This window comes from Nocardiopsis nanhaiensis (assembly GCF_054778635.1).
Genome location: NZ_BAAGZJ010000049.1, coordinates 21,319 through 41,565 on the forward strand (window position 1 = coordinate 21,319; position 20,247 = coordinate 41,565).

General features: G+C 71.0%; 18 protein-coding genes. 10 read left to right on the top strand and 8 right to left on the bottom strand.

The window, feature by feature from the left end; translation table 11 throughout:
• Nucleotides 1-7: 7 nt before the first annotated feature.
• A complete protein-coding gene (locus ACYVD1_RS21760) occupies nt 8-1,888 on the bottom strand; it encodes a sensor histidine kinase (protein ID WP_460775887.1) in 1,881 nt (626 codons plus the stop codon).
• Nucleotides 1,889-2,474: 586 nt separating this feature from the next.
• Between ACYVD1_RS21760 and ACYVD1_RS21765 the strand changes: the two genes are divergently transcribed.
• The 4 genes from ACYVD1_RS21765 to ACYVD1_RS21780 all read left to right on the top strand — a co-directional run bounded on the left by ACYVD1_RS21765 (nt 2,475) and on the right by ACYVD1_RS21780 (nt 7,638).
• A complete protein-coding gene (locus ACYVD1_RS21765) occupies nt 2,475-4,328 on the top strand; it encodes a glycoside hydrolase family 2 protein (protein ID WP_460775889.1) in 1,854 nt (617 codons plus the stop codon).
• A gap of 100 nt (nt 4,329-4,428) precedes the next feature.
• The gene (locus tag ACYVD1_RS21770; RefSeq protein ID WP_460775892.1) at nt 4,429-5,781 is read left to right on the top strand and encodes an extracellular solute-binding protein; all 1,353 of its coding nucleotides are present in this window, start codon (nt 4,429-4,431) and stop codon (nt 5,779-5,781) included.
• A complete protein-coding gene (locus ACYVD1_RS21775) occupies nt 5,778-6,725 on the top strand; it encodes a carbohydrate ABC transporter permease (RefSeq protein ID WP_460775895.1) in 948 nt (315 codons plus the stop codon). Before ACYVD1_RS21770 ends, ACYVD1_RS21775 begins: the two co-directional genes overlap by 4 nt.
• A gap of 1 nt (nt 6,726) precedes the next feature.
• Entirely contained in the window at nt 6,727-7,638 is a 912-nt protein-coding gene (locus ACYVD1_RS21780; RefSeq protein WP_460775898.1) for a carbohydrate ABC transporter permease, read from the top strand.
• Nucleotides 7,639-7,656: 18 nt separating this feature from the next.
• On the opposite strand, the gene ACYVD1_RS21785 is transcribed toward ACYVD1_RS21780, so the two are convergent.
• From ACYVD1_RS21785 to ACYVD1_RS21795, 3 genes are read right to left on the bottom strand one after another with little or no spacing between them, the layout of a single operon-like run.
• On the bottom strand, nt 7,657-8,034 hold the full coding sequence (locus tag ACYVD1_RS21785; protein WP_460775901.1) for a hypothetical protein: 378 nt from the start codon (nt 8,032-8,034) through the stop codon (nt 7,657-7,659).
• A complete protein-coding gene (locus tag ACYVD1_RS21790) occupies nt 8,031-9,095 on the bottom strand; it encodes a serine hydrolase domain-containing protein (RefSeq protein WP_460775905.1) in 1,065 nt (354 codons plus the stop codon). The genes ACYVD1_RS21785 and ACYVD1_RS21790 overlap by 4 nt, the downstream gene beginning before the upstream one ends.
• 22 nt (nt 9,096-9,117) lie before the next feature.
• Complete coding sequence (locus tag ACYVD1_RS21795; protein ID WP_460775908.1) at nt 9,118-9,630, bottom strand: ArsR family transcriptional regulator; 513 nt, start codon at nt 9,628-9,630, stop codon at nt 9,118-9,120.
• Between the two features lie 274 nt (nt 9,631-9,904).
• On the opposite strand from ACYVD1_RS21795, the gene ACYVD1_RS21800 reads away from it, so the two are divergent.
• The 3 genes from ACYVD1_RS21800 to ACYVD1_RS21810 all read left to right on the top strand — a co-directional run bounded on the left by ACYVD1_RS21800 (nt 9,905) and on the right by ACYVD1_RS21810 (nt 12,802).
• Nucleotides 9,905-10,417, top strand: coding sequence for a DUF7144 family membrane protein (locus ACYVD1_RS21800; protein ID WP_460775910.1), 513 nt, complete (start codon nt 9,905-9,907; stop codon nt 10,415-10,417).
• Nucleotides 10,418-10,565: 148 nt separating this feature from the next.
• On the top strand, nt 10,566-11,681 hold the full coding sequence (locus ACYVD1_RS21805; protein ID WP_460775912.1) for a hypothetical protein: 1,116 nt from the start codon (nt 10,566-10,568) through the stop codon (nt 11,679-11,681).
• The gene (locus ACYVD1_RS21810) at nt 11,678-12,802 is read left to right on the top strand and encodes a hypothetical protein (protein ID WP_460775915.1); all 1,125 of its coding nucleotides are present in this window, start codon (nt 11,678-11,680) and stop codon (nt 12,800-12,802) included. The genes ACYVD1_RS21805 and ACYVD1_RS21810 overlap by 4 nt, the downstream gene beginning before the upstream one ends.
• Here ACYVD1_RS21810 and ACYVD1_RS21815 read toward each other — a convergent pair.
• A complete protein-coding gene (locus ACYVD1_RS21815) occupies nt 12,799-13,245 on the bottom strand; it encodes a carboxymuconolactone decarboxylase family protein (protein ID WP_460775918.1) in 447 nt (148 codons plus the stop codon). The two genes, ACYVD1_RS21810 and ACYVD1_RS21815, sit on opposite strands and share 4 nt — an antisense overlap.
• A gap of 210 nt (nt 13,246-13,455) precedes the next feature.
• Nucleotides 13,456-14,928 carry an FAD-dependent monooxygenase gene (locus ACYVD1_RS21820; RefSeq protein WP_460775920.1) on the bottom strand — a complete coding sequence of 491 codons (1,473 nt, stop codon included), beginning with the start codon at nt 14,926-14,928 and terminating at the stop codon, nt 13,456-13,458.
• 104 nt (nt 14,929-15,032) lie between these two features.
• On the opposite strand from ACYVD1_RS21820, the gene ACYVD1_RS21825 reads away from it, so the two are divergent.
• Entirely contained in the window at nt 15,033-15,614 is a 582-nt protein-coding gene (locus ACYVD1_RS21825) for a TetR/AcrR family transcriptional regulator (RefSeq protein ID WP_460775924.1), read from the top strand.
• Nucleotides 15,615-15,640: 26 nt separating this feature from the next.
• On the opposite strand, the gene ACYVD1_RS21830 is transcribed toward ACYVD1_RS21825, so the two are convergent.
• Together ACYVD1_RS21830 and ACYVD1_RS21835 are read right to left on the bottom strand one after the other, a co-directional pair.
• On the bottom strand, nt 15,641-16,333 hold the full coding sequence (locus ACYVD1_RS21830) for a response regulator (protein WP_460775927.1): 693 nt from the start codon (nt 16,331-16,333) through the stop codon (nt 15,641-15,643).
• The gene (locus ACYVD1_RS21835; RefSeq protein WP_460775930.1) at nt 16,333-17,577 is read right to left on the bottom strand and encodes a sensor histidine kinase; all 1,245 of its coding nucleotides are present in this window, start codon (nt 17,575-17,577) and stop codon (nt 16,333-16,335) included. The genes ACYVD1_RS21830 and ACYVD1_RS21835 overlap by 1 nt, the downstream gene beginning before the upstream one ends.
• Nucleotides 17,578-17,747: 170 nt before the next feature.
• On the opposite strand from ACYVD1_RS21835, the gene ACYVD1_RS21840 reads away from it, so the two are divergent.
• Together ACYVD1_RS21840 and ACYVD1_RS21845 are read left to right on the top strand one after the other, a co-directional pair.
• Nucleotides 17,748-18,554: an ABC transporter ATP-binding protein gene (locus ACYVD1_RS21840; protein ID WP_460775933.1), complete on the top strand. Its 807-nt coding sequence runs from the start codon at nt 17,748-17,750 to the stop codon at nt 18,552-18,554.
• Nucleotides 18,539-20,197 (top strand): hypothetical protein, encoded by a 1,659-nt coding sequence (locus ACYVD1_RS21845; protein ID WP_460775936.1) that lies wholly within the window; start codon nt 18,539-18,541, stop codon nt 20,195-20,197. Before ACYVD1_RS21840 ends, ACYVD1_RS21845 begins: the two co-directional genes overlap by 16 nt.
• Nucleotides 20,198-20,247: the final 50 nt, after the last annotated feature.

The window sequence follows — 20,247 nt, forward strand, 5'->3', positions numbered from 1 at the left end:
GTATCCGTCAATCGCTCTCCCCGGAGATCTCCTCGGGCTCACCACCGGGCTCCCGGAAAGCGGCGAACCGGGTGGGGGCCTGCTCCCGCGCACGGGATTCGAGGGGAGTGCGCTTCGTGGGGAAGAGCTGTTCGGGGTTCTCCCGGACCGCCTCGGCCAGGGTGTGGCCGCGGCGGCGCCGGGGGAGGTTGACGGGCTTCTTGACGGTGCCGGTGGAGGCGTCCTCACCGGTGGCGGCCCCGTCACCGCCGTCGTTGCCGTGGGTACCGCCACCTGAGGTGACCTGGGTGCCCGCGTCAGTGGGAAGGCCGGGGTTCTGCTGGGGTCCCGTGGCGGTCCGGGTTCCGTCGCGCCGGGGCAGGGGCGGACGGTGATCGTCGGTCGGCGCTGCGGCCGCGGACGCATCGGCCGCTGCCGGGACCCCGGACTCACCGGTCACGGCCGGAGGCTCGGACTCACCGGTCACGGCCAGGGCCTCCCCCGCCGACACGGGCACCCCGGCGGCAGCCCCTGAAACACCCCCGGCGGCAGAGGACTCACCGGCCGCTCGAGGCCGGCGCTTGGGCATCCGGGGCTCGGTGAGCAGGTTCGGCGGGATGAGGACGACCACGCCGATGCCTCCCCTGGCCGACGGGCGGAAGCTCACCGTGAGGCCGTACTTGTCGGCCAGACAGCCCACGACGGCCAGGCCCGTCTTACTGCCGGGAAGGGTGGACAGGTCGCGCGGTTCTGTGATCACGCTCTCGGCGACCCTGCGCTCACGGTGGCGCATGCCCAGACCGCTGTCCTCGACGGTGATGGCGACCCCGGTGTCCTCCTCCTCGACGTAGACGTGGACGTCTGTCCCGTGCGCGGAGAAGTTGGCGGCGTTGTCCATGAGCTCGGCCAGCGCCTGCATGACGCCCTCGGCCGCGTACCCGACCACCGCCACCCGGCTGGTGAAGTGCAGGCGCACACGCCGGTAGGCGGTGATCCGTCCCATCGCGCCGCGCAGGATGCTCTCCATGATGATGGGGCGGGTCCAGCGCCGCCCGGAGCGGCCATGGGCCAGGACGACGAACTTGTCGGCGAGGCGGCCGGTCCGGGAGACGTTGTGGTCGACCAGCAGGAGGTCGCTGAAGATGTCGGACCGGTCGCCGTAGCGGTCCTGGAGTTCGCGTAGTTGGGCGAGCAGGGTGGTCAGGTGTGCCTGGATCCGTGCGCCTGAGGAGGCGGCCGAGGCCAGGGCGGTGGCGGTGCGGCGTTCGGCGGCCAGGATCTCGTCCAGGATGCGTCCGCGCAGGTGCGCAACGGGTTCGTGGATGTCGTGGAACTCGCGGTTCAGGGATTCGGCGGCGGTGGGGCGGTCCTCGTGGATCCGGCGGATGATCCTGGGCAGCCCCGCGTCGGCCAGGTCGGTGACCTCTTCCTCGATTTCCACGCGGGTGGCGCGGTCTTCGGCGGCGCGGCGTTCGGCGCTGGCGACCTGGGTGGTGACGGCTCGGGCGAGCCGGTCGACGGTCGGGTGGGTGGGCCGGAGGTGCTCGTCGAGCACCTCCTGGACCGATCGCCCCTCCCGGGTGGCGTGGGCGACGGCGGGCAGGAGTACGTCCACGGCCCAGCCCGCCTCAGCTTCCAGGGTGCGTGCTCCGCCGCTGACCCGGGTCCCGTGGTCTCGGGCGTTGCGTGCTGCGGCAGCGTGGTACGCCGCCAGGGCCAGAGCGGCGCACAACAGGATCCCGGAGACGCCGCCGATCAGGGCGATGGCCGGGCGGGACGCGTCTGGGCTCTCGATCACCGTCCAGGACCAGGCGGGGGCGGTCAGCGCGGAGGCGACCAGGAGTGCGACGAGAGCCTGTTGTCCGGGGCGCAGGCGGCTGCGATTCCGGTCGGACGGGTGTGCTGCCATGGTTGGATTCCTCGCGGCGTGCGTGCGAACGGAGGCGTGCGGCTGGAGGAGCCGTTGCCGTCCCACCGGCCCGTGGCGCGGGCAGGGGAAATCAACCCGGAAGCCCGGATAAGGGGGTTTCCAAAGCGGTTGGATTTCACGTTAGCCCACGCACGTCAAGAGTGGGGGCATTCTTGGCACGCACCCACTCCCGCCAGCACAAAAACAGCTTTCGCGCACTATTTAAAATATCCTATGCAATGACATGGCACGTTTTATTACCTCAGAACCCTGAAGGGCGAAATCGGGCTTTTGAGAAGTTTCTTGCGCGGCGGCACACGATGACCCCGGCGCTTCACGTCGCGCACCCCCGGACCGCTTCCGGACCCTGACCCCGGCGCGCAGCACACCCCGCCCTGCCCCGAGCTCACCCCCGAGCTTGGCCCGGCTCGTTACTCACGTTGGAAAACACTCCCCCCGCAACACCCACACTTCGCACCGTAGCCAGTGGTCCACGGTATTTACATCGATGTAAGAATGTGCTCATATGGGCCCCTAGTGACCCTGCTCACACCGTCGGCTGTCACCTTCGACGAGGGGAAACCACGTGCAGACGCCCATGACGCCCGGCGACGGGACCACCGCGAACCAGCGCTCCGAGACCCCGCGCCCCGAGTACCCCCGGCCGCAGTTCACCCGCACCGAATGGCTGTGCCTGAACGGCACCTGGCAGTTCGAGATCGACCGGGCCGACAGCGGCCTGGAACGGGGGCTGCGCGACGCGGACCTGTCCGGCAGCATCACCGTCCCCTTCTGCCCGGAATCGGAGCTCTCCGGCGTGGGCGACACCGACTTCATGGAAGCGGTCTGGTACCGGCGCACCGTGCGCATCCCCCGCTCCTGGGCCGGGCGGCGCACCCTGCTGCACTTCCAGGCCGTCGACCACGACACCACCGTGTGGGTCAACGGCGTCGAGGCCGCACGCCACCGCGGCGGTTTCACCCCCTTCACCGCCGACCTGCACGGCGTCGCCGAACCCGGAGAGGAAGCCGTCGTGGTGGTGCGCGCACGCGACACACGCCACGGCCCGCAGGCACGCGGGAAGCAGTCCACTTGGTACGGCAACTCCGGATGCCACTACACGCGCACCACCGGGATCTGGCAGACCGTGTGGATGGAACCGGTCCCCGAGACGCACCTGCGGCGCCCACGCGTCACCCCCGACCTGGCCAACGGGGTCTTTCACGTGCGGATGCCCCTGTCCGGACTGAGGGAAGGGCTGCGCGTACGCGCCGTACTCGCCGACGGCGACGGGGAGGTCGCGGCGGCCGAAGCGCGCGCCGACCGCGACGCCGCACCACACGCCACCCTCACCGTCCCGGAGAGCAGACGCCGGGCGTGGTCGCCGCGGGACCCCCACCTGTACACACTGCGCCTGGAACTTCTCGACTCCGACGGTTCGATCGTGGACAGCGCGGAGTCGTACGCGGGGCTGCGCTCGGTGTCCGTCCAGGGCAAGTCCGTACTGATCAACGGTGAACGCGTCTTCCAGCGGCTCGTCCTCGACCAGGGCTACTACCCCGACGGGCTGATGACCGCGCCCGACGACGCTTCGCTCGTACGCGACATCGAGCTGGGGCAGCGGGCCGGTTTCAACGGCGCACGCCTGCACCAGAAGGTCTTCGAGGAGCGCTTCCTGTACCACGCCGACCGGCTCGGTTACCTGGTGTGGGGCGAGTTCGGCGACTGGGGCTGCGGTGACGCGGGCCCGGCCGCACAGGACAACCAGCGGCCCGGTCCCTCCTACGTGGCGCAGTGGCTGGAGGCCGTGGAACGCGACTACTCCCACCCCAGCATCGTCGGCTGGTGCCCCCTCAACGAGACCTTCCAGCAGCTGCACGACCGCGTCACCGTGCTCGACGACGTGACCCGGGCGATGTTCCTGGCCACCAAGGCGCTCGACCCCTCGCGTCCCGTGGTCGACGCCTCCGGGTACTCCCACCGTGTTCCCGAGACCGACGTCTACGACTCGCACAGCTACGAGCAGGACCCCGAGGCGTTCCGGGAGCAGATGCGCGGCCTGGACGAGGACTCCCCCTACGTCAACCTCGGCGACGGCGGCGGCCCCTGGTCGGTGCCCTACCGCGGGCAGCCCTACTTCTGCAGCGAGTTCGGCGGCATCCGCTGGGACCCCGACACGGCCTCCGGCACCGACTCCTGGGGCTACGGCAGCGACCCGGGCACTCCGGAGGAGTTCCACACCCGTTTCGAAGGCCTGACCGGCGTGCTGCTCGACGACCCGAACATGTTCGGCTACTGCTACACCCAGCTCACCGACGTGTTCCAGGAACGCAACGGCATCTACCGGTTCGACCGGAGCGAGAAGCTCGACACGGTTCGTGTCGCCGCTGCCCAGCGGCGGACCGCCGCGTTCGAGAAGGACGGCCCCCGGCCCGCCTGAAGCTACTGAGGCACACGTGCCCCTGAGGAACACCCGGCCGCCCCCAGCGGTCACCCCCCCACGGCGCCCCAGCGCGCAGAGTCGACCGAGGAGGTCGTCGATGTCCCCTTCACCCGGAGGATCCAGGAAATCCACCGGATCCGTATCCCCCCTGACCCGGCGCCAGGTGCTCCTCGGGGCCGGTGCGGCCGCCCTGGGCGGCTCGGCCCTGGGCTGTACCCCCGGCGGCACGCGCGACTCCACCGAAGTGCGCTTCTGGAGCCTGTTCCAAGGCGGTGACGGCGCCCGTTTGGAGAGCATGCTCGCCGACGTGCGGGAACAAGCACCCCACCTGAGCGTCACCCCCAGCACCCTGGCCTGGGGCCCGCCCTACTACACCAAGCTGGCGGTGGCATCCGTCGGCGGCCGCGCGCCCGAGAGCGCGATCATGCACCTGTCCCGGCTCCCCGGGTACGCCCCCGGCGGGCTGCTCGACCCCTTCGACCTGGACCTGCTGGCCGAGTTCGGGGTCACCCCCGAGGACTTCGTGCCCGACCTGTGGGAGCGCGGCATCCACGGCGGCGCCGCCTACGCGGTCCCCCTGGACACCCATCCCATGATCCTCTTCTACGACACGGAGATGGCCGACCAGGCGGGACTACTCGACTCCGAGGGCAAACTGCGCGAGCTCTCCTCCCCCGAGGAGTTCATCGAGGCCTCACGGGCGCTCGCCGAAGCGGGCGGCGGCAGCGGCGTCTCCTTCGGCCACGTCAACGACGACGCCCAGGGGTGGCGGCTGTTCTGGAGCCTGTACGACCAGACCGGGGCGACGATGAGCCTTCCGGAGGGCGGGCCCGCGGAGTTCGACCGCGACGCGGCGCTGCGGGTGTACACCTTCCTCGCCGAGCTCCTCGACGGCGAGACCTCGGAGGCGACCCAGTCGTACCAGAGCGCTCTCGCGGGCTTCAGCTCCGGACGGTCCGGCATGATCATCGTGGGCGAGTGGGAGCTGCCCTACCTGATGGACAGCGTCGAGAACCTGGGCGCCGCACCGTTCCCCACCGTCTTCGAGCAGCCCGGCAGTTACGCCGACTCCCACGCCTTCGTGCTGCCCCGGCAGAGCGACCCCGACCCCGAGCGGGTGCGCGCCGCCCACGAGTTCGTGGCCCTCATGGTGCGCAACAGCCTGACCTGGGGCGAGGCAGGACACGTGCCCGCCTACACCCCGGTCGCGGATTCTGCCGAGTACCAGGCGCTCACCCCGCAGTCCGACTACGCGGCCGCTGGTGAAGCGCCGGTCCTCGACCCGGAGGTCTGGTTCGCGGGTGCGGGTTCCCAGTTCCAGACGGACACGAGCGAGGCGCTGCGCACGGCGCTCACCGGTGCGGGGCCCGAAGCCGCCGTCGACCAGCTCGGCGATGCACTGGACTCCTGGGTGGCGAGAGCCAACCCCTCGGAAGGGGGCTCCTCATGAGCGCGCCCGCCGACACCACCACCCGCCCCCGTACGGACGGCAGCGCCCCGGGACCCGCGCCCGGCCCCATGCGCAGGTTCTGGCAGCGCGCCTCGGACTCGAGTCTGACCTTCCTGCTGCCCTTCCTCGCCGTGTACGCGGCCTTCCTGGTGTGGCCGCTGCTCAGTGGCCTGTGGATGAGCCTCACCGACATCGCGCTCAACGGTGCCGGAGGGGCCTTCGTCGGTCTGGAGAACTACGCTGAGGCGCTCGGCGATCCGATGGTGTGGCGGACGCTGGGCAACACGGTCTTCTTCACCGTGATCACCACGGTCCCCTTGGTCGCGGTCGCCTTGGCCATGGCGGTCCTGGTGCACACAGGGCTGCCCGGGCAGTGGGTGTGGCGCCTGTCGTTCTTCATGCCGTTCCTGCTGCCGGTGGCCACCGTCGCCCTGGTGTGGGACTTCCTTTTCATCGAGGACTTCGGCCTGTTCAACGAGGTACTCAGAGCCCTCGGGGCGGAGGGTCTGGGCTGGCTGACCGACGACGGCGTGGCCATGTGGTCGGTGGCCCTCACCACGGTGTGGTGGACCGTCGGCTTCAACTTCCTGCTGTACCTGGCCGCTCTCCAGTCGATCCCGGACCACCTGTACGAGGCCGCAGCACTGGACGGCGCCGGCGCGTGGGCCCGGCTGCGGTACGTCATCGTCCCCCAGCTGCGCAACATCACCGTGGTCGTACTGCTCTTGCAGGTCCTGGCCTCGTTGAAGGTCTTCGACCAGATCTACCTGTTGACCATGGGCGGGCCGGGCGACTCGACCCGTTCCCTGCTGCTCTACATCTACGACGTCGGGTTCACCGGCTACCGGTTCGGGTACAGCGCGGCCGTCTCCTACCTCTTCCTGGCGCTGGTCCTCGTCATCGCCGCCGTCCAGCTATGGCTCACGACGCGGAGAAAGGCCTGACATGACCGTGGAAACCCCCACCACCCGTTCGGGCCGACGGGCCGAGCGCTCCCGCGAACGCGCCAGGCAGCGCGACCTGGTCCTGGGCGGCGGGCTCGGACCGAGGATCGCGGCCATCACCGTGCTGGTCCTCCTCGCGGCTCTGTGGCTGCTGCCCATGCTGTGGTCGCTGGTCACCTCGTTCCAGTCCGAGCAGGACGCGATCGCGCTCCCGCTGACCCTGCTCCCCGAGTCGGGGTTCACCCTCGAGCAGTACCGCGACCTCTTCGCCGCGGGCAACGTCCAGGTGTGGATGTTCAACAGCCTGCTCATCGCCGTGCTGGTCACGGTCTTCACCCTCGCGGTGGCGGCACCGGCGGCCTTCGCGATGTCCCGCATGGCGTTCCGCGGCCGCACGGCGCTGATGTTCTTCACCGTCGCCGCGATCGTGGTGCCGCCGCAGCTGCTCATCGTGCCGCTGTTCCAGCAGATGGTGGCGCTGGACCTCGTCGACACCTACGCTGCGGTGATCCTGCCACAGCTGGTGATGCCGATCATCGTGTTCATCCTCAAGCGCTTCTTCGACGCCGTACCACGCGAACTGGACGAGGCGGCGCGGATCGACGGGGCCTCGTACTGGCGGCTGTTCACGACGGTCATCCTGCCGCTGTCCCGGCCCATCCTCGCGGCCTCGGCGATCTTCGTGTTCATCTCGGCATGGAACAACTTCCTGTGGCCCTTCATCGTCACGACGGATCCGGCGCTGATGACGCTACCCGTGGGCATCCCCAACATCCTGGACTCCTACGGGACCTTCTACGCCGCACAGCTGGCCTCGTCGATGGTCGCCGCGGCGCCGATGGTCGTCGTGTTCCTGCTGTTCCAGCGGCACATCGTCCGCAGCGTGGCCACGACGGGCCTCACCGGCCAGTGACGGCCGCCGACACGCGGGTCAGACCGTCAGGAAGAGGACGGCGCCGACGGTCAGGGCCGAGTTGAACAGGGCGGAGCGCACGCGTGTGCGCGACTTGTCGTCGTCCGCCCGCCAGGGCAGGTCCGGCCAGCGGGCGGCGACGGCGGCCAGGCCCACCGCGCTCGCGGCCGCGTTCACGAACCACAGGGCGGGCGGGACGACCGTCCACACCATGAGCAACAGGGTGACGGCCACCAGGAGGAACAGGATGGCGGAATGGGCGACGACGTCCCAGCGGTCGAGGAACGCGTGTTTTCCGCTCCCGCTCCGAGCGGAGCGCACCAAGCCTCCGGCGTTGACCACGAGCAGCACTGTCATGAGGGCCCAGATCGCCAGGCCGGTCCAGATGTCGATCACGCTTCCTCCAGAAGGTCCAGGGCGATCTGGTCCACCGGCACCTGGCTGTCCGAAAGGACGATCACCGCCCGGTCGGCCTCCCGGTCGAGGGCCAGCATGGCGGAGAACCCGCGACCCAATCCGTTGTGCCAGGTCACCTCGTTGCCGTCGTGGTCGGTGACGAACCATCCCAGCCCGACCCTGTCGCCCGCGTCCTCCCAGCGCGGTTCCAGAGCGTCCAGACCTGGGGCCTCGTCAGCCAGCAGGGCGCGGGCGAGGCGCCCCATGTCCTCTCCGGTGGAGTACACCCCGCCCGCGGGGGCCCAGGCGGCATCGGCCCAAGGGGCGAACGGGCGACCGTTCTGCCCGTACCCAGTGGCAGCTTCGGCCGGTACGTCCGCGGCAGCGGCGGGAACGACCGTGTGATCCATTGCCAGGGGGTCGAGGATCCGCTGGTGGAGAAGGGTCTCGTAATCGGTTCCAGCGGCCGCGGCCAGGGCGTGGCCGAGAGCGGAGACCCCGAGGTTGGAGTACTCGAACTCGCCCCGGTCTGTAAGGTCCGAGGCAGCCACCATCTCGACCAGTTGGTCGGGATCGGCGGAGTAAGGCTGGCGGTTGCGCATGTTGTCCAGGAACATGCGGATCCCAGTCAGCACTTCTGGTGGATTGTTGGGGAGTCCGGACTGGTGCCCGGACAGCTCAGCCAAGGTCACGGAGGCCGCGGGTGCGTCCCCCAGGGCCAGGAGGGAGCCGAGTTCGGTGTCCTCGGTGACCTCCCCGCGCTCGACGGCGTCGGCCAGGAGCAGGCCGGTGATGGCCTTGGAGATCGAGGCGAGCTCGTAGGCGGTCTCCTCACCCGCTCCGAAGTAGGCGCCCCGGGTCTGGTCCCCGTCGACCTCCACGACGGCGGCGGTGGCCCGCGGGTCCGCTTCGAGGAGCGGGGTGGCCCGTTCGACCAGTCCGGGGTCGCCGGTGGTCTCCGCGGACAGGGCCGGGGGTTGCGGTCGAACCGCGAACCCCGCGGCCAGGACGGCGGCGGCGGTGGTCGCGGCGATGACTCGGGACCGGGTTCTGGTCCGCACGGTGTCCTCTTCTCTCCGGTGGTCAGGAACCCCGTGCGGCGGTGAGGATCACCAGCAGGGGGATCACCCGTTCCGAGGGGATGAGGTAGTGCCCCCGCTTGCGGGTGTTGAGCCAACCCGCGGAGGCCAGCAGGTTGACGTGGTGGTAGATCTGGCCGGTGGTGCCGAACTCCGCGCGCTCCTTGAGCTGGGCGACGGTGTCGACCCCGGACCAGACCGCGCTGAGGATGCTGAGCCGGACGGGGTTTCCCAGCGCGTCGAGGCTTCCGGCCATCAGCGACCAGTCCTGGCCGCCCATCTCGGCGACGGACGCACCGTACTGCCACTCGACCGGTCCGGCCCCGGTCTGGGCGATCCCGGCGTAGACCACCTCACCGCCTTCGAGGGCGCGCTCCCTGAGCGCTTCCAGGGCGAAGAAGCGCTGCGTGTAAGCCGTCTCGGCGGACGCGGTTCCACCTTCCTCGGCATGCTGTTCCAGCTCGGCGACGCGGGCTTCCAGCGCGGCGACGCGGGCTTCCATGGTTCGTTCTGACACGGCACCAGCGTACAGGCTTATACGTTGTTACGTAAATACGTTCTTCCGGCTTATTAGCCGCAATGGAAGTCGCGGCCGCGCTCACTCCCGCACCCCAAGGGAGGGGCACAGGCACGACTGGGGAGTTTGCCGGATCGGGGAGAACCTGTTCCCTGGCCCTTACCGGCGGTCCCCGATCATGTAGGAGCGGCGTTCGGACCCGCCCGCACACGACACCCGAGGGGCCGTGCCCACCGGACCCATCGGTCCGCCGGACGGCCGGTAAGGAAGACCCATGCGGACGCAGCCCAACGGTTGGCAGTACTTCGTCGCTACGCTGCTCATCGTCATCGGTGCCATCAACGTCATCCAGGGCCTCGCGGCTATGTTCACCCCCGACTTCTACCTGGCCGCCGAAGCACAGATGCTGGTCCTCGAATACGAGGCCTGGGGCGTCCTGCTCGGCCTGTGGGGTGTGGTGATGGTCGTCGCCGGACTCGCGGTCCTGTCCGGCAGCACCTGGGCACGCGCCTTCGGTATCGTCCTCGCCTCGTTGAACGCCCTGGCCCAGTTGGCCTTCCTGATCGCCATGCCGCTGTGGTCGGTGGTGGTCATCGCCATCGACGTCCTGGTCATCTACGGCCTCACCGCGGGTTGGCCCTCCGCGATCGGCGGCGATCGACGGGAGGGGTCCAGCGAGTCCGTCTACCGGGCCGGGTACCGGGCCGCGCACGAGAAGCCCAAGGCGGCACCGCGCCCCACCTCGTCACCCGAGCAGGGCGGACAGCGCCAGCAGCCCACCAACTGACCGGTTCCGGCTGACCGGTTCAGTACCAGCTGGTTCACCGGCCTGGGGCACGAGCTCGGAAACGGGCTGCCCGGGCCGGGTCCACGGTCGGCGGAAATCCCCTGTGGACGACCGTTCTCGAAGCACGACAGTGCCTAGACTCAGAGGTATGGCCCACCCCCAGCACCACAACACCACCAGTGTGTCCGCGTCCGTGATGACCCACCCCTCCCGAGCGGCGTCCGCTCGGAAGGTCGCCGCCAGCACCGGCCTCCCGCTGAGCGGCGTCGCCCTCGACCCGCGGCCCGACGGCCCGCCGACCGCCCTGCGCGGAGCGAGGGTGGCTTTCGGGGAGGCAGCTCGGTACGACACCACCCACCACCTGGTCCTCCAGGACGACGCGCGCCTGGCCGACGGGTTCGCCGGAACCGTGGACCGGTACCTGGCTGCCCACCCGGAGGCGGCCGTGTCGTTCTTCGTCGAGTGGGGTTCGCGGACCGCCACGCTGGCCCGCTGGGCGGTGTTCACCGGAGCCGGGGCGGTACCGGTGGTCAACCCCTACGTGCCCACGGTGGCCCTGGCCCTGCCCTCGGAGCTGTCCGCGGAACTCGGCCGGTTCCTGGAGCGCGAGGCGGTGGACGGCGAGCCCGACGACCGGGCGGTGCTGCGCTTCGTGCGGCGCGCGGGTACGACGCCCCTGGTGGCGGTACCCAACCCGGTGGAGCACGAGGACCTGCCCAGCCTGGTGGGGAACTCCGGACACGGGACCCGGCGCTCGGTGTACTTCGCCCCGGGCCCGGTGGCGGCCTTCGACGCTTCGGTCCTGGAACCACCACGACCACTGCCCCACCTCAACTGGACCACAGGACAGGCGGTCCTGGTCGATCTGGCCAACGACGTTCCCGAGGCTCACGTACCCGTCGCCGAGGCGCTGGCCTCGTGGGGCGCCACCGAGGCGGGGCTGGCCGCTGCCCTGGCCGCGCAGGCCAGCGCGGGTCCGTTGGGCGCGCTGGTACCGGAGCCGCACCTGACCTCGGTCTGGCACACGGCGGTGGCCAACGGCGCCGTGTTGGAGAGCCGGTGGCCCGGCGTGGTCGGCGGCCTGCGCGCGCGGCTGGGCGAGGCTCCGGTCGAAGGGGTACTGGCCTCCCTGGTGCCGGGCGCCCTGCGCACCCGGGTCTCCACCGAGAAGCTGGGGGAGCACCGGCACGAGGTGGCCGAGCTGGCCCTGGCCGCCCTGGAGTACGGGGCCGAGCACTGCCCCGCCCCGAAGGAGGCCCTGTGAGCACGGACCACCCCGTGAACGCGAACGTCAGGATCTCGTGCGCGGTGATGACCCACCCGCGCCGTGCCGGGGCCGCCCGTCGGCTGGCCGACACCCTGCCCGAACTCTCACCGACCGTGGTCGCCGACCCCGCTCCGGACGGGTCCCCGTCCACGCTGCGGACCTCCCTCGCCGCCTGGTCGGCCGTACCTGACTGGGCCACGCACCACCTGCTCCTGCAGGACGACGCCGAGCCCGTGCCCGGCATGGTCGAAGCGCTGACCGCGCTGGTGGCCGTCCGGCCGGAGGCGCCGCTGAGCCTGTTCTGCGAGTGGGGCTCGGCCACCGCCACGATGGCCCGCTGGGCGGCCCTGGGCGGGTACGGGCTGGCCGACTGCGTGGACCAGTACGTGGCCACGGTCGGTTTTCTGCTGCCCGCCGAGGTCGCCCGTGAGCTGGTCTCCACCGTGACCCACGAGGGACAGGAAGACGAACCCGACGACGAGGCACTGGCCCGCTTCCTCGAGCGCACCGGGCGCTCGGCCCTGGTCACCGTGCCCAACCTGGTGGAGCACGACGGCGACCTGAGCCTGGTCGGCAACGGCCACCGGATGGGAGTGCGCCGCTCGGTCCTGCTCCGCGAGGCGTCGGACCCCGCGCCCTCCACCCGGGTGCTGCGGGCTCCGGAACTGGTGCCCTTCGTGAGCTGGCGCAGGGCCCGGTCCTCAGCGGCCTGTTGGGACCCGGACCGGCGCAGGCACACCGGCCACCGCGGACACCTGCGCGCGGAGCTGGAGCACACGGGGATCCCGCACGCCCTGCTGGTCCGTGACCTGGATACCTGGTTGGACACGGAGGCCGGGCAGCGGCTGGAGGGGAGCCTCGGTTACGGACTGCCGCACGAGCTGTGGCTGACCGCCGCCGCCCTGGCCGCGTGGGCCCCGCTCCCCTGTTCCGTCCTCGTCGACCCGGCACCAGCGGCCCGCCGGGCGCTCGCCACCCTCGCCCCGGGCGGCCTGAGAACGGTGGTGCCACAGGTACTGACCGACCCCTCCGCCCGCGACGACCTGACCGCGCTGCTGACCGCCGCCCACGCGTTCGGCACCGGCACCCGCGCGGCCAGGTCTCCGGCTGTGCGCTAGCGCTCCTTGGGGTGTAGCTGGCTGGTGACCGCGAGGCGGTTGTAGAGGTTGATCATGGAGATCGCGGACATCAGGGCGGCGATCTCGGTCTCGTCGAAGTGTTCGGCCACCTCGTCGTAGGCCTCGTCGGAGACCCCGTGCCCGCCCAGTTCGGTCATCTCGTCGGTCAGGGCGAGCGCGGCCCGCTCCCTCGCGGTGAAGCGCTCCCCGGCCTCGTGCCAGGTGGAGACCAGGAAGAGCCGCTGCTGGGATTCCCCCTCCTTGAGGGCCTTCTGGGTGTGCAGGTCCACGCAGAAAGCGCAGCCGTTGAGGACTGAGGAGCGGAGTTTGACCAGTTCCAACAGTCCGACGTCCAGGTGGTCGGCCACGATGAGGTCGATCTCGTCAAGCTTCTTGTAGACCTGCGGGAGCTTCTTCGCCCAGAGCACGCGATTGCCAGCCATGAGGGCCTCCTCCTTGCCGTCGAACACCGTGTCGAACCAGATGCTACGTTCTCGTTTCCGAAGAACGCGTACCACCCGAGGAGTCATCCCCTAGGGCGAGTACCCGCGTCGGAGCGCAGCGGGGACCGGGGCGGGCGCGGCCGGGACCGGAGGCAGTGGCGGAGCCACCCGGCTGACCGGCCCGTGAACGAGGGCCCACCGCGAGAGCGGTCAGGGCGTTCCGGCCCACTCGGTGAGGACGTTTCGAGTCTGCGCCGCGGAGGGGCGTTCGCCGCTCCAGGCGGCGTACCCGTCGGGACGAATCAGGAGGACGTCGGCGCCCTCGGGCAGGTCGCCCTCCACCCGCAGAGTCTGGACGCGGTCCGCCCAGGGTTCGGCGGCTGCGGCCGGGGCGCCGCCGGCGGTCGTGTCGAGCAGGGTGAACCGGGTGGGGTCCACCAGCTCGTACAGGCGGGCCGGTGCACCCTCGCTGACCAGCGGCAGGTCGGCCACGCGCTCGCCGTGGGCGGCGGAGGCGGCCACTTCCGCGGGTCGGTCGTAGCGCACGCCCAGCCCGGAGAGGAGGCGGCGCATCGCTCGGGCGATCCTCGGGACGCGCAGCAGGCGCGGGGCTACGACCGGGCGGATGGCGCGGACCGGGGCCGGTGCGACGGCCATGCGCTGGATGAGGTCGGTGACGCGCAGGGTGGCGCGGCCGACCGGGTGGCGTTCGGCCGCATAGGTGTCGAGCAGCCAGGGCGGCGCCCATCCCCGCTCCAGGGCCACGAGTTTCCAGGCCAGGTTGGCGGCGTCCTGGATGCCGGTGTTCATCCCCATCGCGCCCAGCGGTGAGTGCACATGCGCCGCGTCCCCGGCGAGCAGGACCCGGCCGACCCGGTAGTGGTCGGCCTGGCGCCGTTCGCTCAGGAACCGCGTGGACCAGCGCATCTCGGCGATGGAGACCGCACCTCCGGAGATGCGGCGCACGGATTCGTCCAGCTCGTCGAAGGTGACGGGTTCCGCCAGCGGCACGCCCTGGCGCCTGCGGTCCCAGATGGTGGCCCGGTACCAGCCGTCGCCGTAGGGCGGCAGCAATACCACCCCGTCGGACCCCATGAACGGGTTGACCGCCAAGGGCAGGTCCTGCTCTGTGCGCACGTCCGCGAGGATGATGTGCGTGTCGTAGCTGCGTCCGCTGAACCCCACTTCCAGGAGTGCGCGGACGGTGCTGTGCGCACCGTCGGTGCCCACCGCGTAGGAGGCCCGTTCGGTGTGCTCGCCGTCGGCGGTGCGGACCGTGAGGGTGACCCCCTCTTCGTCCTGGTCGAGCCCGGTGACCTCGGCGCCCCGGAGGACGGGTACACCCAGGCGTTCGGCGCGGCGCTGGAGGAGGGCCTCGGTGCGTGCCTGCTGGACGGTGAGTACGTACGGGAACCGGCTTTCAGGGTGGCGCATGTCGAGAAGGAGTTCCCGCTTTCCCATCGTGGGGCGGACTTCGGGGACCGGATGGCCCTGTTCGACGATCTCGTCCGCGATGCCCCGCATGTCGAAGAGCTCGAGAGTACGGGCGTGGAGGGCGAAGGCACGGGTCAGGTTGGACTCTTCTGCGCGCTTCTCGAGGACCGTGACCTCGACCCCTGCTTCAGCGAGGTCACCCGCGAGCATGAGGCCCGTCGGCCCCGATCCGATGACCATGACACTCATGGCGCCTCTCCTTCAGGAGGATGATCCGGTACTCTGAATACCGAAACTCTAAGTACCGATACTATGAGTATCAGAATTGCTGTCAAGGGCCCTGGGAGAAGTGGATGAGCAAGGGACGCGGAGGGCGCCGCCCGGACCCCGCCGCCGACGAGGCGATCCGGCGGGCAACGCTGGATCTGCTCCTGGAACGCGGGTTCGAGTTGACCTTCGACGAGGTGGCCGAACGCGCGGGCGTGGGCCGCAGCACCGTCTTCCGCCGCTACGCCACCAAGCAGGAGCTCGTCCTGTCAGTCGCTGAGCAACTCACCATCGGGCAGATCGACGTGCCCGACACCGGCTCGCTCCGTGGTGACCTGACAGCGGCTATCCGGGCCGTCTACGGGGTATTCGGCACACCCGCAGTGAACTCCTTGGCCCGGCACATGCTCGTGTCCGGCCTCCAAGGGCAGGTCGGGGCCCGGATCCTTCGCCCCATGCTCGAACAGCGCGTCGACCTGGTCACCGAAGTGCTGCAGCGTGCCGTGGACCGAGGCGAGATCGGCGGGACCGGCCGGGCACGGCTGGTCGCCGACCTGCTCACCGGCGTGATCATGGCGCGCATGGCCACCGACCTGCCCCTACCCGAGGACGACGAGCTCGAGGCCCTGGCCGCCGCGATGGCCGCCGCCGCGGGCACCCCTGGCTGAGCCCGGGGAACAGGACCCGCAGGCGCTCAGTCCTCCGGGGTCTGGGCGTCGTGGGTGAGGAGCGCCAACTGGATCCGGCCCGACAGGTCCAGTTTGGTGAGGGCGCTGGACACGTGTGCCTTGACCGTGCCCATGGACATGTACAGGCGCTCGGCGATCTCCACGTTGGACAGCCCAGCCGTCACCGCTTCAGCCACGTCGCGTTCCCGGTCGGAGAGCAGCGCCAGCCTGGCACGGGCACGCTCGCGTCGCGTGGGCACCTCGGAGGCCTCCCCCGGGGCGTCGCCGGCCGCGCGGTCCATGAGGGTGCGCGCCACGCCGGGCGACAACACCGGCTCCCCCGACGCGGCCCGGCGCACCGCCTCGACGATCCTCGCCGGGTCGGTGTGCTTCAGCAGGTAACCGGCGGCGCCCGCACGCAGGGCCCGGACCACGGTGGCGTCGGCGTCGAAGGTGGTGAGCACGATGACCTGCGGCCCGGAGCCCGCCGAACGGAGCTCCTCGGTGGCCGCGATCCCGTCGACCCCGGGCATCCGCACGTCCATCAGGACCACATCCGGCCGGTGCTCGGCCACCGCCGCGGCCACCCCCGCACCGTCGTCCACCCCGCCCACGACGTCGATGTCGCCGTCACCGGAGAGCATCAGCTGCAGGCCGGAACGGACCAGGGCATCGTCGTCCACCAATAGGACCCGGATCGGAGCGTTCACGGCCACCACTATGACACCTTCCGACGATCGTCCCCGGACGTGCCCGACTCCTGGCTTTCCGGCCAGGGCAGCACCGCGGTCAGCTGGAACCGGCCGCGCGCCGGGCCGTGTCTCAGGTGTCCCCCGTCCAGGTGCACCCGCTCGGCCAGCCCGGCCAGCCCGGCCCCCGCGCCGGGGATCTCCCGCGCGGCCCGTCCGACCGGCAGCACGTTGCTCACCACGACCACCAGGCCGTGGCCCGGGGCTCCGCTCACCGTGACCGCGACCTTGGCACCCGGGGCGTGCTTCCTGCTGTTGGTCAGCCCCTCCTGCACCACCCGGTACGCGGTGCGCTGTACCTGCTCACGGGGTTCGGCGTCCTCGGCCAGGTCCGAGGTGTAGACCACCCGCTCCCCCGCCTCCGCTGCCTCAGCCACCAGACGGGGAACACCGTCCAACCGCGGCTGGGGCGCCGCCTCGTCCTCGTCCTCCGGGGCGAGGTCCTCGGCGCGGAGGACGGAGAGGATGTCGCCGAGCTCGTCCAGGGCCCGGTGGGCGTTGTCGCGGATCACCCGCACCGCCGAACCCACCTCCGCCGGCTCCAGCTGCGCGGCCTCGCCGCTCTCGGCCCGCTCCGTCCGGTAGGCCAGCGCCCCGGCGTGCACGGACAGCAGGGACATGCGGTGGGCGACGACGTCGTGCATCTCGCGCGCGATCCGGCGGCGTTCGGCCAACCGGGCGGCGGTCAGGCGTTCCTCGTGCAGCCGGCGTTCGCGTCGCACGTCCTCCCGCAGCCGGTCGACCAGGCTGCGCCGGGAACGGATCGCGGCGCCCACGGCCACCAAGGCGCTCAGCAGCAGGACGATCGAGACCATGGTGAAGACCGAGTCAGCGGTACCGTACGGAACCAGCGCCACCCACGGCAGGGACAGGACCATGGCCAGCAGGGCCATACCCCCCGCCTGGGCCAACGGCCGGTAGATCGCCAGCCCGACCAAGGCCACCATCAGCACGCCGAGCACCGACGTGGAGAACGAGGAGACCAGGACGACACCGAGCGCCACGCCCAGCGGGTACCGGCGCCGCCACCACAGGGCGGCGCAGGCTGGCGGGAGGCAGGCCAGGTCCAGCCACAGGAGCCAGCCGGGAACCCGGTCGGCCGGGTGGAGGTCGTTGGCGTACCCGCCGAAGCTCATCAGACCCCACACCGCCGCGAACGCGATCAGGAGGGTGTCCACGCCCAGGTCGCGGCGGCTGCGGCGCCTCGGCTCCATGTGCCCCTCCCCGCTCGGTCTCGCCGGACGGTTCCAGCCTAGATCGGCGGCCCGCCCCGGTGCCTCGACCACGCGGCCAGGGAGGACGACGACGGGCCTGGCCACATGGCCGGGGGCCGTGTCCGTGTGGCCGATGCGCGCGCGGCACGGGCCGTCGGAGGATGGCGGGTATGACGAACACCGACGTGCGCGCGTCCGACGCACCAGTGGCCGACGTACCAGCGCTGGAGCTGGACGGGCTGACCAAGACCTTCAACGAGACCCGGGCCGCGGACGGTGTGAGCCTGTCCGTACCGCGCGGCACCATGCTGGGGCTCGTCGGCCCCAACGGTGCGGGCAAGACCACGTCGCTGTCGATGGCGGTGGGGCTGCTGCGCCCCGATTCCGGCACCGCCCGGGTACTGGGCGTGGACGTGTGGCGGGACCCGGTGGGGGCCAAGCGGCGGATGGGTGTGCTGCCGGACGGCCTGTCGCTGCCGGAACGCCTCACCGGCGGCGAGCTGCTCGACTACTGGGGGCGGCTGCGCGGGCTGGGCCGCGAGGTGACCCGCACGCGCGCCGAGGAACTCCTCAAGGTCCTGGAGCTGGACGGCGCGGAACGGGACGGCGTACTCGTCGCGGAGTACTCGACCGGTATGCGCAAGAAGATCGGCCTGGCAACGGCGCTCCTGCACGCTCCGGAGGTGCTGGTCCTGGACGAGCCGTACGAGGCGGTGGACCCGGTGTCGGCGCGGGTACTGACCGCGATCCTGCGCCGGTTCACCGACGGCGGCGGCGCCGTGGTCATCTCGAGCCACGTGATGGCCCTGGTGGAGCAGCTCACCGACCGGGTGGCGATCATCGCTGAGGGCCGCGTGATGGCGGACGGCACGCTCGAACAAGTGCGGGGCGCCGACGCCACCCTTGAGGACACGTTCGTGCGGCTGGTCGGGGCCCGCGAGGTCAGCGAGGAGGACCTGACGTGGTTGAACTCCTGATCCGGCTCAAGTTCGCGCTGGGGCGGCACACGGGCGGGGGCAGTCGGTGGTTCACGGTCGGCCTCCTCATCGGGGGGACCGCGCTGACCTGGTACCTGGCGCTTGCGGCCGTCTCCGCCGAGGTCCGGTCCACCCTGCTCATGATCGTGTTCGCGGTGTGGGGGGCGGCTTGGCTGCTCGGCCCGGTCATCACCAACGGGGTGGGGGTGCTGCGCTCGCAGTACTTCACCCTCCTGCCGCTGGACCGGGGCAAGGTGGGTTCCGGCCTGCTGGTGACGATGTTCGTCGGTGCGGGTGCGCCGCTGACCCTGGTGGCGGTGGCGACGGTGGCGTGGCACGCGTGGGCCGTGGATCCGGCCGTGATGTTCCTGGGACTGCTCGGCATGCTGATGCTGGTGGTCTTCATGGTGTCGCTGTCCCGCCTGGCGTTCCGGGCGCTGGGCGCGGCCATGCACAGCCGGATCGGCATGGAGATCGCGTCGGTGCAGTGGGGCCTGCTCGTGGCCGCGATGTTCTTCGGCTGGGTGGCGGTCCAGCCCGCGATCGCGGCGGCACGGAGCCTGACCGAGTTCGGGCTGGAGGGTACGGCGGCGACCGTGCTGGCGGGGATCCCGACCTCCTGGCCGGTACTGGCGGTGGACGCGGCCGCCGCGGGGGCTTGGGGTGAGGCCTTCGGCTGGCTCGGCGCGTTCGCCGCGCTTACCTTGATCACGGCTCTGGCCACCGTGCGGCTGCTGGCGCCGAGTGTGGCCTCCCGCGGCGTGCGGAGGCGGTCGCGGCCGCTCGGTTCCCGTGTGTTCGACGGCGGGCGCTCGTTCCTGCCGGACACCCCGCTGGGCGCGGTAGTCGCTAAGGAGCTGCGGCACTGGTTGCGTGACCCGTGGCGCGGCCTGGAACTGCGCTCAGCCCTCTACGCGGGGCTGTTCATCGGCGTGCTCGGGCTAATCAGCTACCTCCCGCAGATCGCCCCGTTCGCGGGTGTGCTGGCCGTGCTCATCATGGGCATGGGGAGCGGGAACATGTACGGGCACGACGGCAGTGCCCTGTGGCTGACCGTGGTCGGCCAGGACCGGGACACGCTCTGGGCCGACGTGCGGGGCAGGCAGATCGCGATCGCGCTGCTCATCACCCCGGCGGCGGCGCTGCTGAGCACGGCGGCGGTGGTCACCACTGGAGAGTACTGGTCGGTGCCGTTCGTGGTGGCGGGACTGGTGGTGTTCGCCGGGGTGACCAACGGACTGTCGGCCCTGTTGTCCGTGGTGACGGTGACCCCGGGTGTGGACCCGCACAAGCGGGTGGACGCGAACGATACGGGGGACAACCAGATCCAGGTTTGGACCTCGCTCGTGGCCGTCCCGCTGCTCTCGGCCCCGACCATCGCGGTCGCCGTGTGGGCAGGGCTCCAGGGGATGCCGTGGCTGGCGGTGCCGGTGGCCGCTGCCAACGGACTACTGGCCGCCTGGCTGCTGGGCAGGATCGCCTACCGGCGGTTGGAGAAGCGCCTACCCGAGACCTTCACCCGGATCCGGTACGGGAAGGCGATCGCCGCCCAGTCCGTCCCGAAGTCCGGCGGAAGCCTGCTGGACCAGTTGGAGCGCGGTGCGCTGGCCACCAACGAGGACATCAAGCCCACCGGTTCCTGACGGCCCTGCACCCCGGGCCGCGTGGACGGCGGCCCGGGGCGCGCGCACCA

Coding starts and splice junctions, on each gene's coding strand:
- ACYVD1_RS21835 (WP_460775930.1), bottom strand. CDS start 17,577: ATGGAGCCGAGGCGCCGCAGCCGCCGCGACCTGGGCGTGGACACCCTC.
- ACYVD1_RS21840 (WP_460775933.1), top strand. CDS start 17,748: ATGACGAACACCGACGTGCGCGCGTCCGACGCACCAGTGGCCGACGTA.
- ACYVD1_RS21825 (WP_460775924.1), top strand. CDS start 15,033: ATGAGCAAGGGACGCGGAGGGCGCCGCCCGGACCCCGCCGCCGACGAG.
- ACYVD1_RS21770 (WP_460775892.1), top strand. CDS start 4,429: ATGTCCCCTTCACCCGGAGGATCCAGGAAATCCACCGGATCCGTATCC.
- ACYVD1_RS21775 (WP_460775895.1), top strand. CDS start 5,778: ATGAGCGCGCCCGCCGACACCACCACCCGCCCCCGTACGGACGGCAGC.
- ACYVD1_RS21760 (WP_460775887.1), bottom strand. CDS start 1,888: ATGGCAGCACACCCGTCCGACCGGAATCGCAGCCGCCTGCGCCCCGGA.
- ACYVD1_RS21800 (WP_460775910.1), top strand. CDS start 9,905: ATGCGGACGCAGCCCAACGGTTGGCAGTACTTCGTCGCTACGCTGCTC.
- ACYVD1_RS21780 (WP_460775898.1), top strand. CDS start 6,727: ATGACCGTGGAAACCCCCACCACCCGTTCGGGCCGACGGGCCGAGCGC.
- ACYVD1_RS21820 (WP_460775920.1), bottom strand. CDS start 14,928: ATGAGTGTCATGGTCATCGGATCGGGGCCGACGGGCCTCATGCTCGCG.
- ACYVD1_RS21805 (WP_460775912.1), top strand. CDS start 10,566: ATGGCCCACCCCCAGCACCACAACACCACCAGTGTGTCCGCGTCCGTG.
- ACYVD1_RS21815 (WP_460775918.1), bottom strand. CDS start 13,245: ATGGCTGGCAATCGCGTGCTCTGGGCGAAGAAGCTCCCGCAGGTCTAC.